Raw genomic sequence first — 13,015 nt, 5'->3', positions numbered from 1 at the left:
AAGCGCCCGTCCCGTTTTCCAGGAGAAGGCCATGTTCACCGGCATTATCGAATCCATCGGCAGCATCCGCGCAATGACCCCCAAAGGCGGTGATGTGCGCTTGCTGGTTGAAACCGGCAAGCTCGATTTGGGCGACGTCAAGCTGGGCGACAGTATCGCCGTCAGCGGCGTGTGCCTGACCGTCATCGAGCTGCCGGGCAATGGCTTTGCCGCCGACGTCAGCCGGGAAACCCTGGACTGCACCGCGATGAACGACCTCAAAGCTGGCAGCCCGGTCAACCTGGAAAAAGCCCTGACCCCGACCACCCGCCTGGGTGGCCACCTGGTCAGCGGCCACGTCGACGGCGTCGGCGAAGTGGTGGCGCGCAGCGAAAACGCACGTGCCGTGGAATTCCGCATTCGTGCGCCGAAAGAGCTGGCCAAGTACATCGCCCACAAAGGCTCGATCACCGTCGACGGCACCAGCCTGACCGTGAACGCCGTCAATGGCGCCGAATTTGAGCTGACCATCATTCCCCACACCCTGAGCGAAACCATCATGGCGTCGTACCAGCCAGGTCGCCGGGTGAACCTGGAAGTTGACTTGCTTGCCCGTTACCTGGAGCGCCTGCTGATGGGCGATAAGGCCGCAGAGTCTGTCTCTCTACAAGGGCCGTCCGGGAACATCACTGAAAGCTTTCTGGCCGCTAATGGCTACCTGAAATCCTGACCAAGGGGGTGCCGCGTGGCGCTCAATAGCATCGAAGAACTGGTTGAAGACATCCGCCAAGGCAAGATGGTCATCCTGATGGATGACGAAGATCGCGAAAACGAAGGCGACATCATCATGGCCGCCGAGGCCTGCAAGGCTGAGCACATCAACTTCATGGCCAAGCACGCCCGTGGGCTGATCTGCATGCCCATGAGCCGCGAGCGCTGCGAGTTGCTCAAGCTGCCATTGATGGCGCCGCGCAACGGTTCGGGTTTCGGCACCAAGTTCACCGTGTCCATTGAAGCGACCACCGGCGTCACCACCGGTATTTCTGCCGCCGACCGTGCACGCACGGTGCAAGCCGCCGCCGCGAAAGACGCCAAGGCCGAAGACATCGTCAGCCCGGGCCACATCTTCCCGCTGATGGCCCAGCCGGGCGGCACCCTCGCTCGCGCCGGCCACACCGAAGCCGCCTGCGATTTGGCGCGCATGGCCGGTTTCGAGCCGAGCGGCGTGATCTGCGAAGTGATGAACGACGACGGCACCATGGCCCGTCGCACTGAACTCGAAGCCTTTGCCGCCGAACACAACCTCAAGATCGGCACCATTGCCGACCTGATTCACTACCGCATGATCCACGAACGTACCGTTCAGCGGATTGCCGAGCAGCCGCTGGACAGCGAACTGGGCCAATTCAATTTGGTGACCTACCGTGATTCAGTGGAAGGCGACGTGCACATGGCCCTGACCCTGGGCACCATTTGCGCCGACGAACCGACCCTGGTGCGCGTGCACAACATGGACCCGCTGCGCGACCTGCTGATGGTCAAGCAGCCCGGCCGCTGGAGCCTGCGCGCTGCCATGGCCGCAGTTTCCCAGGCAGGCAGCGGTGTGGTGTTGCTGTTGGGCAACCCGGTGGATGGCGACGTGTTGCTCGCGCATATTCGTGAAACCGCCGAGAACACTCAGGTCAAAACGCCGACTACCTACAGCATCGTCGGTGCCGGTTCGCAGATCCTGCGTGACCTGGGTGTACGCAAAATGCGCTTGATGAGTGCACCGATGAAATTTAATGCGATATCCGGTTTCGACCTGGAAGTTGTAGAATACGTGCCCTCCGAATAACGGCTGGCTATTTTTGCCCCGTGTTCGCGGTTAAATCATCACTGAGGGACGCACTTTTCGCGTCCCGGCTCTTTAAGAGATTTGTCGAATGACCCTGAAGACCATCGAAGGTACCTTCATCGCCCCCAAAGGCCGCTATGCCCTGGTGGTTGGCCGCTTCAACAGCTTCGTGGTTGAAAGCCTGGTAAGCGGTGCCGTTGACGCCCTGGTTCGCCACGGTGTGAGCGAGAGCGATATCACCCTCATCCGCGCCCCTGGCGCCTTCGAAATTCCTCTGGTTGCGCAAAAAGTTGCACAGCAGGGTGAATACGCGGCGATCATCGCCCTGGGCGCGGTCATTCGTGGCGGTACCCCGCATTTCGAATACGTAGCTGGCGAATGCACCAAAGGCCTGGCCCAGGTGTCCATGGAGTTCGGCGTGCCAGTCGCTTTCGGCGTACTGACCGTAGATTCCATCGAGCAAGCCATCGAGCGTTCCGGCACCAAGGCCGGTAACAAAGGCGCTGAAGCAGCCCTGTCCGCGCTGGAAATGGTCAGCCTGCTGTCGCAGTTGGAGGCCAAGTGATTTCTGACGAGAGCGATCAGTTCAACCCTCAGGACCCACGCCCTGCGGATGCCGGCAAGCCATCCAAAAGCGAGAAGCGTCGTAAAGCGCGTCAACTCGCCACCCAGGCGCTGTACCAGCGTCTGCTGGCGGGCGCTTCGCTGAACGAAATCGAAGCGCAGTTTCGCGTCGATAACGACTTCACGTTTGCCGATCAGAGCTACTTCCACGACATCCTGCACGGTGTGCATGCCAACCTGACCGAGATCGACACGGCACTGGCGCCATGCCTGGACCTGACCATCGAAGAACTGGACCCGGTTGAACTGTGCGTGATGCGCCTGTCTACCTGGGAGCTGCTCAAGCGCGTCGACGTGCCATACCGCGTGGTCATCAACGAAGGTATCGAACTGGCGAAAGTCTACGGTTCGACCGACGGCCACAAGTTCGTCAACGGCGTGCTCGACAAGCTGGCCCCGCGCCTGCGCGAAGCCGAAGTGAAGGAACACAAGCGCTAATCTGCGCTTGAGTCCTGAATGGGCGAGTTTGAGCTGATCCGCAAGTACTTCGCCGCCGCGCCCTGTGCGCAAGGCGGCGAAGGCATTGCCCTGGGGATTGGCGACGATTGCGCCTTGCTGGCGCTCCCCGCCGGGGAGCAGCTGGCAATCTCCACCGATACCCTAGTGGCCGGCGTGCACTTTGCCGACCCGTGTGACCCGTTCCTGCTCGGCCAGCGCTCGCTGGCCGTGGCAGTGAGCGACCTGGCCGCCATGGGCGCCCATCCCCTCGCGTTTACCCTTGCCCTTACCACCCCGACGGTTGATGCCGATTGGCTGCAACGCTATGCCCAGGGTTTGAATGCCATGGCGCAAAGCTGCGGTGTGGGCCTGGTGGGCGGCGATACCACGCGCGGGCCGCTGAGCCTGACCCTGACGGTGTTTGGCCGAGTGCCGGCCGGGCAGGCATTGACGCGCAGCGGTGCACAGCCGGGTGACCTGCTGTGTGTGGGCGGTGAACTTGGCAATGCCGCCGGCGCATTGCCGTTGGTGTTGGGGCAACGCACGGCTGACGCCGCCATCGCTGAGCCCTTGCTCGCCCATTACTGGTCGCCGCAACCGCAGTTGGCGCTGGGCCTGGCGCTACGGGGCAAGGCGACATCGGCCATGGATATTTCCGACGGGTTGTTGGCCGATTGCGGGCATATCGCCAAGGCTTCGACTGTCAGCCTGCTGGTTGAGCGTCAGAAGTTGCCGCTGTCCAAGGCGTTGTTGGCGTTTGTCGGTGATGATGAAGCCCGTGTCGCCGCGTTGAGCGGGGGCGACGACTATGTGTTGGCCTTCACCTTGCCGCGTGCCGAGTTGGCGCCCTTGTTGGCGAACGGGTGGCCGATCCATGTGATCGGCCGGGTCGAGGCAGGGCAGGGCGTAACGCTGCTCGACGCCACCGGGCAAGACATCACTCCGGCCGTGCGCGGTTATCAACATTTTCACGAGACGCTGTAAGCCTGCGAGCATGCGCTACCCTCTATACGGTTATCACGGTGTAGGAGGTTGTCACCATGGTTGTGCGCCGTTGGCTGCTGATCATGATGTGTGCCTCGTCGCTGGTGCTGGCAGATGAAGCGCCCGTCCCTGGCAAGGTCATGCTGGCCAGTGAGGAATGGAACAACTACACCAACAAAGATGGCAGTGGTCTGGCCTGGGATGTATTGCGTCAGGTCTTCGAACCGGCGGGCATCACCCTGCAAACCCGCGCCGTGCCCTATACCCGCTCGGTCGGGCTGGCCCAGCGCGGTGAGGTGGACGGCTGGGTCGGCGCCTATCGCGATGAAGCCCGCGGCGTGCTGTACCCGCACTGGCACTTCGACGCCGACCACCTCTACGCACTCGGGCTGGCAACTGCGCCGACGCCGAGCCTCGCCACCCTGGGCAACTACCGCTTGGCGTGGGTGCGCGGCTATCGGTATGAGGCGTACTTGCCGAACCTGCACCACTTCAACCAGATCGAGCGCCGTGACGGCATCCTGCCGATGCTGCAACACGCTCGCGTCGACTTCTACATCGATTCCCTTACCGAAGCCAAACACGTGCTGAGTCAGTCGGATGAACCGTCGCAATTCAAACTCACTCATATCGCCGAGCTGCCGCTCTATGTAGGCTTTGCCGACACTGAGCGCGGGCGGGCCTTGATGGCCGTCTATGACCGGCGCATGGCGGCCCTGGTCAAAAATGGCGAGCTGAAGCCGATTTTCGAGCGCTGGAAACAGCCGTATCCATTCTGACCTGCATAGAACCTAGACGAAGGCCAATCGAACCTATTGATCTTTATCAGCGATAATTCAGCTTAAGCGTCTGTAGGAACCTGCTGTTACAATGGCGCCCTCTGTGAAATCTGAAATCAGGAGCACACGGTGCCCGTCGTTTTCGTCGCTGCTTCCAAGCTGCCTACCCCTTTTGCCACGTTCACCATGAATGGCTTTCTCGAAGAGGCCAACGGGCGCGAGCACGTTGTGCTCAGCCTGGGTGACATCGCCGACGGCGCGCCGGTGCTTGGCCGCGTGCACTCCGAGTGCCTGACCGGCGACGCGCTGTTCAGCCAGCGCTGTGACTGCGGATCGCAACTGGAAGCGGCCATGCGGGCCATTGCCCGTGAAGGCCGTGGCGTATTGCTGTACTTGCGTCAGGAAGGCCGTGGCATTGGCCTGATGAACAAGATCCGGGCTTATGAGCTGCAGGACGGCGGTGCCGATACTGTCGAAGCCAACGAGCGCCTGGGCTTCGCCGCCGACCAGCGTGACTACGGCATCTGCCTGCCGATGCTGGAACATTTGGGGGTGAAATCCCTGCGCCTGATGACCAACAACCCGCGCAAGGTCAAAGCCTTGACCGAGATGGGCATCACCGTGTCCGAGCGTGTGCCGCTGCACACCGGGCAAAACCCGCATAACAAACTCTACCTGGCCACCAAAGCCAGCAAGCTCGACCACATGATGGGCAACGAGCATCAAGGCGAGGTCGACCGCGCGTGACCCGTGGCCAGGTAAAACGCCGACTGTCCTTCAACTGGTGGCAGTACCTGGCCCTGGCATTGCTCCCGTTGTTCGTCATCAATCTGGTATTTGGTCAGGCCGAATCCCTGCTTCCCGTGCTGGCCATGCCGTTCTTCATTGCCGGCGTGGCCTCGATGTTTCTGAGCCTGCGCTATTTTCATGGCTATAAACACGCGCTGATTGCCACTTCCAAAGCCCTCGACACGCCCGAAGAACCGGCTGCCTGGATCACCCTCGCGGCACGTCGGCGCACGGCGTTGCTGGTGGCTGCCCTGCCAGCCTGGATCGGTGCGTTGGCGGTGTTTGTCGGCCTGGAAGCAGTGCCGCTGTGCTTGCTGGCGCTGTCGACGCTGGTGCTGTTTTACCTCTATCGCATTCCGCGTCAGCTGGGATGAGGCGTCACTGGCTGGCGGTCCTGCTGCTGGTCTTCAGTGCCCAGGCATTGGCAGTCGAACGCGTTGTCAGCCTGGCGCCGTCGCTCTCTGAAATTGTGCTTGAACTGGGCGCTGCCGACTTGCTGGTTGGCGTGCTCGACGGCGGCGAGCGGCCGGCGGCGTTGGCGAACGTGCCGTCGGTGGGGCATTACGGGCAACTGAACATGGAGCGCCTGCTCAGCCTAAAGCCCGACCTGATCCTGCTCTGGCCCGGCAGTGTCGGCCCGGCTCAGCGTGAGCAATTGCAGCGCCTGAAGATCCCGGTGTATGTCGCCGAACCCCATAGCCTTGAACAACTGACGTCTCAAATCCAAGCCATCGCTCAACAAGTGGGCCGCGAGGAGGCGGGTCGACAACTGGCTGCGCAGTTACGCCAGCGCCTGACCGAACTGCGCCAACGCTATCACCGGGCCGAACCCTTGCGGGTATTTTACCAAGTGTGGAACCAGCCGCTGTACACCGTGGGCGGTGGGCAAATCATCAGCGATGCGCTGAGTGTGTGCGGCGCGCGTAATGTATTCGATGACCTGAAGCTGCCCGCGCCGCAGGTCAGTATTGAGTCTGTGTTGCAGCGTAATCCCGAGGCAATTGTGGCCGGGGATCAGCCGCAACTGGACGCCTGGAAAGCCTGGCCGCAGATTGCCGCCGTGGGGCAGGGGCGATTGCTGTTGGTGCCGGACAAAGGCCTGGAGCGGCCCAGCGGGCAAATGTTGGAGGCGGTGGCCAGGCTCTGCCAGGTGATCGCAGCCAGTGCCGATCAGATGTCCGGCGCCCAGCTCACCCCGACCATAAACGCCCGACCTTCTTCCCGATAGCCATACTGTTGGCCTTGATACTGATACAGCTCCCGGTTGTAGCCTTTGTCCAGCACGTTATCGAGCTTCATGCTCAGCGTGATTTCACGGTTCACGGCCCAACTGGCGCGTAGCCCGAGCACCCCATAACCACCCAAACGATGCTGGTTCTTCGGATCGTCGTAGCTGCTGCTTATCGCTTGCCAGCTGGCGCCGACGCCGAACTGATCGAATTGGCGATCCACGTCCAGGCTCAGGGTGCGCCTGGCACGACGCGCCAATGTGCGGCCGGAATCGCGGTCGCGCGGGTCTATCATTGCCAGCCCGAGGCTACCTTGCCAGCCGAACAACTCTTGCTTGAGCGCGGCTTCAACGCCATTGATGCGTGCCGAACTGACGTTTTGCGGGCCGCCACTGGCGAACACAATCGCATCTTGGATATCCGTGCGGTATAGCGAGGCTTCCAGACGACTGGTTTCGCTGAGCTGGCTACGCCACTGCACTTCGTAGCTTTTGGAGGTTTCGGGTTTCAAATTCGGGTTGCTGTTTTTAAAGCCAAACTCGTCCGGGTAGTACAGGTCATTGAACGTCGGAGCCCGGAAGCCCTCGCTGTAACTCAGTAACAGATCGTTATCCGGGTTTACCGGCAGGGTTAAGGTGCCGCTCCAACTGTTGTGACCGCCGAACTGTTGGTTCTGGTCGCGACGCAGGCCCAGTTCCGTGGAGAAGTACTGGGTTTGAAAGCGGTGCTGGATAAACGCAGCACGGTTCCAGCGGCTGTCTTCGGCCAGCGCGGTGCTGCTGTTGACCCGGTCTTCGTACCAGTCGGCGCCCAGGATCAGACTGTTCTGTTCATTGAGGGTTAAGTCGTTCTGCCAGTTCAGCGAGTCGCGGTAGGTGTTGAACACACTGCGTTCGTCGCTAAGTTTATCCTGGGTCTCTTCACGATTTTCGCTGTGGCCCAGTTCTACGCGAGACTTCCAAATGTCGTTGATACGCGCATCGACGTAGCTGCTGACGCTACTTACGGTGAAGTGGGTGTACGGCTGCTGTTGGAAAGCTTGATAGGTGACCGAGTCAAAGCGACCGTAAGGGTTATCGAATTCGCTCTTGCCATGGTTGTCCAGCACGTTTATGCCGGCGTCGAGATCATCGGTGAAGGCATGGCTCAGGCTGAAACTGATGGCTTGGTTGCGGTAGGCGTCATCGTCGCCATCGCTGGGGTAGGAGGTCCGTGTGCGATTGAACCCGGCGGTGTCTTCCAAGCTGGCGCTGAGGTCGAATCGGGTTTGGGGGTCGCCCCCGGACAATCCCACGCTGCGCTCCCACGTCTGGTTGCTGCCAAAGCCCACATGCATGCGCGGTTGCAGGCCGGGCTCGGTGTAACGCCGAGTGAAGATCTGGATCACTCCACCAATGGCATCGCTGCCGTAGATCACCGAACGTGAACCTCGTAACACTTCTACTCGCTCGATTTGATCGATGTTGAGTATTGCAAGTTGCTGGTGCCGGTGGTGGAACTGCTGATGCGCTGGCCATCTACCAGAACCAGGCTTTGGGCGGTGGACGTGCCGCGAATATAAATATTGGTCGCGCTGCCACGGCCACCGCTCTGTGCCACCTGCACGCCGGGTACGCGGTTCAGCAAGTCGCTTAGGGTGGTGGGTTGCAGGCGGTCGATGTCATCGCGGGTGAACACGGTGTTGGCGGCGCTGCTGTCGTTGCGTGCCTGGACCTGGCGGTTGGCGCTGATCACTACGTTGGGGAGTTTCAGGGCGTCGTCGCGCTCAAAGGGTTCGGCGAGCAGGTCAGTGGCCGGGAGCAGCAGCAAGGGCAGGGCAAAGCGAAGGCGGGTCATGGGCTGTCCCTAGCGTTCATCAGCAATACAAAACCAATGTGGGAGCGGGCTTGCCTGCGATGACGGCGGCACATTCAACTTCAATGTGTCCGATAGACCGCTATCGCAGGCAAGCCAGCTCCCACATGTTGACCCGGTTTCTACCGGGAGGTCGGTTTACAGGCCGAGCAGTGCCATGCGCTCGCGCACCGACGCTTCAATCCCGGCTTCGTCCAGCCCGCATTCGGCGAGCATCTGCGCCGGCTTGGCATGTTCGACATACACGTCCGGCAAGCCCAGGTGCAGCACCGACTTGAGGATATTCTCCCGCGCCAGGAACTCACTGACCGCTGCACCGGCGCCGCCCATGATGGCGTTTTCTTCGACCGTCACCAGCAGCTCATGGCCCGCGGCGATTTCGCGGACGAGGGCTTCATCCAGCGGTTTGACGAAGCGCATGTCGACCACGGTGGCGTCGATCTTCTCGGCGACTTTGAGGGCTTCGGCCAGTTGCACGCCAAACACCAGGAACGCGGCTTTGCTGCCCTGGCGGCGAACAATGCCTTTACCGATTTCAATCGGCTCAAGGTCTTTTTCGATCATGGCATTCGGGCCATTGCCGCGTGGGTAACGCACGGCGGCCGGGCCGTTGTACAGGTGGCCGGTGCTGAGCATCTTGCGCAGTTCGTTCTCGTTGCTCGGCGTCATCACCAGCATGCCGGGAATGCAGCGCAAGTAGGACAAGTCAAAACTGCCGGCGTGGGTGGGGCCGTCTTCGCCGACTAAACCTGCGCGGTCGATGGCGAACAGCACGTCGAGGTTCTGCACCGCCACGTCATGAACCAGCTGGTCATACCCGCGTTGCAGGAACGTGGAGTAGATCGCCACCACCGGTTTCGCGCCTTCACAGGCCATACCGGCCGCGAAAGTAACGGCGTGCTGCTCGGCAATCGCCACGTCGAAATAGCGCAGCGGGAAACGCTCGCTGAACGCCACCAGGTCGGAGCCTTCCTTCATCGCCGGGGTAATGCCCACCAGGCGCGGGTCGGCAGCGGCCATGTCGCACAGCCATTCGCCAAATACGCCGGAATACTTCGGCCCGCTGGCCTTTTTCGGCGCGGCGGCGGGAGCGTCCAGAGGTTCGAGCTTGGTGATGGCGTGGTAACCAATTGGGTCGACTTCCGCCGGGGCGAAGCCTTTGCCTTTTTTGGTGACGATGTGCAGGAACTGCGGGCCCTTGAGGTCACGCATGTTGCGCAGTGTGGCGATCAGGGTCGGCAGGTCATGACCGTCGATCGGGCCAATGTAGTTCCAGCCCAACTCTTCGAACAGGGTGCCAGGCACCAGCATGCCCTTGGCATATTCTTCGGTACGCCGGGCAATTTCCCACGCGCCGGGCAGGCGCGAGAGCACCTTCTTGCTGCCTTCGCGCATGCTGGCGTAGGTGCGGCTGGAGAGGATCTTTGCCAGATAGTTGGACAGGCCACCGACGTTGCGCGAGATCGACATGTCGTTGTCGTTAAGGATCACCAGCATGTTGGCGTTCACTTCCGGCGCATGGTTCAGCGCTTCGAAGGCCATGCCGGCGGTCAGTGCGCCATCACCAATCACGGCAATCGCCTTGCGGTCGCTGCCTTGCAGGCGGGCGGCAATCGCCATGCCCAGCGCTGCACTGATGGAGGTGCTGGAGTGGCCGACGCCAAAGGTGTCGTACTCGCTTTCGGCGCGGCGCGGGAAGGCGGCCAGGCCGTCCTTCTGACGCAGGGTGCCCATGCGCTCGCGACGGCCAGTGAGGATTTTATGCGGATACGCCTGATGGCCCACGTCCCACACCAGCCGGTCGTCCGGCGTGTCGAACACGTAATGCAAGGCGATGGTCAGCTCGATAACGCCCAGCCCTGCACCGAAATGCCCACCGGTCTGACCGACCGTGTAGAGCAATTCCAGGCGCAACTCATCGGCCAGGGTTTCCAGCTCGGCTTCACCCAGTCGACGCAGGCCGTCCGGCGTGGCAGCACGGTCGAGCAGGGGCGTGGACGGGCGCTTGCGGGGAATCTCTTGGAACGTCGTGGGCATCAGGCGAATCGTTATAGGTATAGAAGAGGCGGCAGTTTACCTCAAGCCGTGCAAACTGCCCACGCAGAGCGCCAAACTTGGCTGATATGCGGCGCTAATAGCCCGCGTTATCAGTGGCGGCGTTCGACGATATACCGCGCCAGGTCGCGCAACGGCTCGGCCGCCGCGTCGAAAGGTCGCAGGGCATCCAGGGCCTGGTCACGCAGTTCCAGGGCATACGCCTTGGCTGCTTCGAGGCCGAGCAGGGCCGGATACGTCGGTTTATCGCGTGCGGCATCCGCACCCTGGCGCTTGCCGAGGGTCGCGGTGTCACTTTCAACGTCGAGAATGTCGTCCTGCACCTGGAATGCCAGGCCGATGGCCCGCGAATAGGTCTGCAGGGCGGCCAGTTGCGCAGCGTCTGCACGGCCACTGGCCAAGGCGCCGAGGTGCACGGCAGCTTCGATCAGCGCGCCGGTCTTGTGGCGGTGCATGTGTTCAAGGGCTTTCTGGTCCAGCTTGAGGCTGACCGAACCCATGTCGATCGCTTGCCCGCCGACCATGCCGGCCGGGCCTGCGGCCACCGCAAGTGCCGTGACCATGCGCAGGCTGATCTCGGCATTCACGCTGTTGAGGCGCGGGTCCAGCAATGCGCTGAACGCCAGGCTCTGCAAGCCGTCACCGGCGAGGATCGCATAGGCTTCGTCAAAGGCTTTGTGGGTGGTCGGCTGGCCGCGACGCAAATCATCGTCGTCCATTGCCGGCAAATCGTCATGCACCAGGGAGTAGGCGTGAATCAGCTCGACTGCACACGCCGCGCCATTGGCCTGCTCGGCAGGCGCGCCGAGGGCTTCACACGCGGCGTACGCCAGCAACGGGCGCACACGCTTGCCGCCATTCATCACGCTGTAGCGCATGGCAGCATAAAGGCGGTTCATTTCCGGGCTTGGCGCAACAAACAAGGGCTCGAGCGCCGCATTCACCCGGGCTTGGCTACTGGCCTGATACGCGTCGATCATTCCGGCTGTTCCGCATCGAAAGGTTCTTCGGCCAACTCCCCGTCACGTTCCAGCAGCACCTGGACCTTCTGCTCCGCCTGCGCCAAGGCGCTCTGGCAGTCGCGGGTCAGGCCGATACCTTGCTCAAACGCCGTCAGCGAGTCCTCCAGCGACAACTCGCCGTTCTCCAGACGCTCGACCAGGGTTTGCAGGTCGGCGAGGGATTGTTCGAAATCGAGTGCAACTTTTTTGCGGGCCATGGCGGCTATTCCGGTAGACGGTAAACCGGCGCGACACTAGCAGACATGGGGATTCTGGGCAAATGAGCAGGGCGCTTCAGTCGTCTCGGCCATTGATTTGATAACGCGTACTACGGCCTCCGCCGGGCAAGCGGACCAGGCAATTTTTTTCCAGCAGATCAGCCAGATGGCGGGTTGCAGTAGCCTTGGACACCTTCGCCACGGCCTGGTACTGCGCGGCGCCGATGTCGTGTTCGAAGCCCTTTTCACCGCCGTCGAGCAGGCGGTTGAGTACCTTGATCTGTTCGGTGGACAACGAGAGGTCGCGGTGCTGCTGCCAGAACCGGGTCTTGCCCAGGACGCGTTCTATTCGCGCCATCGCCTGCTGCAGGCTGCGCAACAGGGTTTTCAAAAACCACGCCAGCCAATCAGTGATATCCAGTGTGGCCTTCTGGCTGGATTCCAGCGCGCGGTAGTAACCGGCGCGGTCCTCGAGAATGCTGGCTGACATGGCATAAAAACGGATGGCCTGATGGTCGCCCTGGGCCAATGCCAAATCAGTGATTGCGCGGGTCAGGCGACCATTGCCGTCATCGAACGGATGCAGCGTGACAAACCAGAAGTGCGCGACGCCAGCGCGGATCAGCGGGTCCAGCTCTGGCTGGTTGCGGCTGGTTTCGAACCATTCGAGAAAATCACCCAGCCCTTGCTCCAGGCCTCGGCGCGGTGGCGCCTCGAAATGGACCGTTGGCCGATCAAGTCGCCCCGACACCACCTGCATGGGCTCATCTCCCCTCAGTGCGCCGACATTGAGCGCGCGTGGGGCAACGCCAGCTTCCGGGGTGGGGAACACCCAGTGATGCCAATTCAATAAGCGCGTAAGAGTGAACGGCTGCGCGAATTGCTCGGTGGCGTCCATCATCAGTTCGGCGAGGCCTTCACTGCGTCGACTCACTTGGCCGTCCTGCATCGCCTCCAGGCCCAAGCGTCGCGCCAGAGAGGAACGCACGGAGCCGACATTCAGCTGCTCGCCCTCGATTGCCGAGGAGGTCAGAATATTTTGCAGCAACGCATCCAGCTCATTCTGCGCACTGACTGTCTGGCTGACGGAGCCAAGCATGCCCAGCAGCTTGCCTTGGGCTTGCCCGCACTCGCGCAGCAAGACCGCCAGCTGTCCGGGCTGCCAATGAAAGTGGGGCCAATCGGTGTGTTGCCAGATCCAGTACGGATGATCCATGGGGCATGCCTG

General features: G+C 61.6%; 14 protein-coding genes and 1 pseudogene. 9 read left to right on the top strand and 6 right to left on the bottom strand.

Going from position 1 to position 13,015, the window contains the following annotated elements:
* Positions 1-31: 31 nt before the first annotated feature.
* The 9 genes from ACDZ94_RS04735 to ACDZ94_RS04695 all read left to right on the top strand — a co-directional run bounded on the left by ACDZ94_RS04735 (position 32) and on the right by ACDZ94_RS04695 (position 6,658).
* On the top strand, positions 32-709 hold the full coding sequence (locus tag ACDZ94_RS04735; RefSeq protein ID WP_064454330.1) for a riboflavin synthase: 678 nt from the start codon (positions 32-34) through the stop codon (positions 707-709).
* A gap of 15 nt (positions 710-724) precedes the next feature.
* Positions 725-1,816: a bifunctional 3,4-dihydroxy-2-butanone-4-phosphate synthase/GTP cyclohydrolase II gene (gene ribBA / locus ACDZ94_RS04730; protein WP_221295735.1), complete on the top strand. Its 1,092-nt coding sequence runs from the start codon at positions 725-727 to the stop codon at positions 1,814-1,816.
* Positions 1,817-1,904: 88 nt separating this feature from the next.
* Positions 1,905-2,381, top strand: a complete 477-nt coding sequence (ribH, locus tag ACDZ94_RS04725) for a 6,7-dimethyl-8-ribityllumazine synthase (protein ID WP_003194576.1) — start codon at positions 1,905-1,907, stop codon at positions 2,379-2,381.
* Entirely contained in the window at positions 2,378-2,878 is a 501-nt protein-coding gene (nusB, locus tag ACDZ94_RS04720) for a transcription antitermination factor NusB (RefSeq protein ID WP_053258233.1), read from the top strand. Before ribH ends, nusB begins: the two co-directional genes overlap by 4 nt.
* 18 nt (positions 2,879-2,896) lie before the next feature.
* The gene (gene thiL, locus ACDZ94_RS04715) at positions 2,897-3,862 is read left to right on the top strand and encodes a thiamine-phosphate kinase (protein WP_432751149.1); all 966 of its coding nucleotides are present in this window, start codon (positions 2,897-2,899) and stop codon (positions 3,860-3,862) included.
* A gap of 56 nt (positions 3,863-3,918) precedes the next feature.
* Complete coding sequence (locus ACDZ94_RS04710; RefSeq protein WP_432751148.1) at positions 3,919-4,641, top strand: substrate-binding periplasmic protein; 723 nt, start codon at positions 3,919-3,921, stop codon at positions 4,639-4,641.
* Between the two features lie 129 nt (positions 4,642-4,770).
* Positions 4,771-5,388, top strand: coding sequence for a GTP cyclohydrolase II (gene ribA / locus ACDZ94_RS04705; RefSeq protein WP_432751147.1), 618 nt, complete (start codon positions 4,771-4,773; stop codon positions 5,386-5,388).
* Entirely contained in the window at positions 5,385-5,804 is a 420-nt protein-coding gene (locus ACDZ94_RS04700) for a nuclear FMR1 interacting 1 family protein (RefSeq protein WP_064454324.1), read from the top strand. Before ribA ends, ACDZ94_RS04700 begins: the two co-directional genes overlap by 4 nt.
* The gene (locus ACDZ94_RS04695) at positions 5,801-6,658 is read left to right on the top strand and encodes a cobalamin-binding protein (protein WP_432751146.1); all 858 of its coding nucleotides are present in this window, start codon (positions 5,801-5,803) and stop codon (positions 6,656-6,658) included. Before ACDZ94_RS04700 ends, ACDZ94_RS04695 begins: the two co-directional genes overlap by 4 nt.
* On the opposite strand, the gene ACDZ94_RS04690 is transcribed toward ACDZ94_RS04695, so the two are convergent.
* The 6 genes and pseudogenes from ACDZ94_RS04690 to ACDZ94_RS04665 form a co-directional block, all read right to left on the bottom strand.
* The gene (locus ACDZ94_RS04690; protein WP_432751483.1) at positions 6,601-8,097 is read right to left on the bottom strand and encodes a TonB-dependent receptor domain-containing protein; all 1,497 of its coding nucleotides are present in this window, start codon (positions 8,095-8,097) and stop codon (positions 6,601-6,603) included. The genes ACDZ94_RS04695 and ACDZ94_RS04690 overlap by 58 nt on opposite strands.
* Before the next feature lie 6 nt (positions 8,098-8,103).
* Positions 8,104-8,495: pseudogene (locus ACDZ94_RS04685) on the bottom strand (TonB-dependent receptor); the annotation flags it as partial.
* 156 nt (positions 8,496-8,651) lie between these two features.
* Entirely contained in the window at positions 8,652-10,550 is a 1,899-nt protein-coding gene (dxs, locus tag ACDZ94_RS04680; protein ID WP_064454322.1) for a 1-deoxy-D-xylulose-5-phosphate synthase, read from the bottom strand.
* 110 nt (positions 10,551-10,660) lie between these two features.
* Positions 10,661-11,548 carry a farnesyl diphosphate synthase gene (locus ACDZ94_RS04675; RefSeq protein WP_128587826.1) on the bottom strand — a complete coding sequence of 296 codons (888 nt, stop codon included), beginning with the start codon at positions 11,546-11,548 and terminating at the stop codon, positions 10,661-10,663.
* Complete coding sequence (locus ACDZ94_RS04670; RefSeq protein ID WP_003176346.1) at positions 11,545-11,787, bottom strand: exodeoxyribonuclease VII small subunit; 243 nt, start codon at positions 11,785-11,787, stop codon at positions 11,545-11,547. The genes ACDZ94_RS04675 and ACDZ94_RS04670 overlap by 4 nt, the downstream gene beginning before the upstream one ends.
* 76 nt (positions 11,788-11,863) lie before the next feature.
* Positions 11,864-13,003, bottom strand: a complete 1,140-nt coding sequence (locus ACDZ94_RS04665) for a Fic family protein (protein ID WP_407017658.1) — start codon at positions 13,001-13,003, stop codon at positions 11,864-11,866.
* Positions 13,004-13,015 lie beyond the last annotated feature (12 nt).

This window comes from Pseudomonas sp. UBT (assembly GCF_050915955.1).
Lineage (GTDB): Bacteria > Pseudomonadota > Gammaproteobacteria > Pseudomonadales > Pseudomonadaceae > Aquipseudomonas > Aquipseudomonas antarctica_A.
The sequence above is the reverse complement of the archived record's forward strand: the minus strand, read 5'-3'. Positions and strand labels throughout refer to the sequence as shown.

Bases quoted from the DNA above. Each gene is read 5' to 3' on its own strand.
- ACDZ94_RS04735 (WP_064454330.1), top strand. From the start codon at position 32: ATGTTCACCGGCATTATCGAATCCATCGGCAGCATCCGCGCAATGACC.
- ribH (WP_003194576.1), top strand. From the start codon at position 1,905: ATGACCCTGAAGACCATCGAAGGTACCTTCATCGCCCCCAAAGGCCGC.
- thiL (WP_432751149.1), top strand. From the start codon at position 2,897: ATGGGCGAGTTTGAGCTGATCCGCAAGTACTTCGCCGCCGCGCCCTGT.
- ACDZ94_RS04710 (WP_432751148.1), top strand. From the start codon at position 3,919: ATGGTTGTGCGCCGTTGGCTGCTGATCATGATGTGTGCCTCGTCGCTG.
- ACDZ94_RS04695 (WP_432751146.1), top strand. From the start codon at position 5,801: ATGAGGCGTCACTGGCTGGCGGTCCTGCTGCTGGTCTTCAGTGCCCAG.
- dxs (WP_064454322.1), bottom strand. From the start codon at position 10,550: ATGCCCACGACGTTCCAAGAGATTCCCCGCAAGCGCCCGTCCACGCCC.
- ACDZ94_RS04675 (WP_128587826.1), bottom strand. From the start codon at position 11,548: ATGATCGACGCGTATCAGGCCAGTAGCCAAGCCCGGGTGAATGCGGCG.
- ACDZ94_RS04670 (WP_003176346.1), bottom strand. From the start codon at position 11,787: ATGGCCCGCAAAAAAGTTGCACTCGATTTCGAACAATCCCTCGCCGAC.
- ACDZ94_RS04665 (WP_407017658.1), bottom strand. From the start codon at position 13,003: ATGGATCATCCGTACTGGATCTGGCAACACACCGATTGGCCCCACTTT.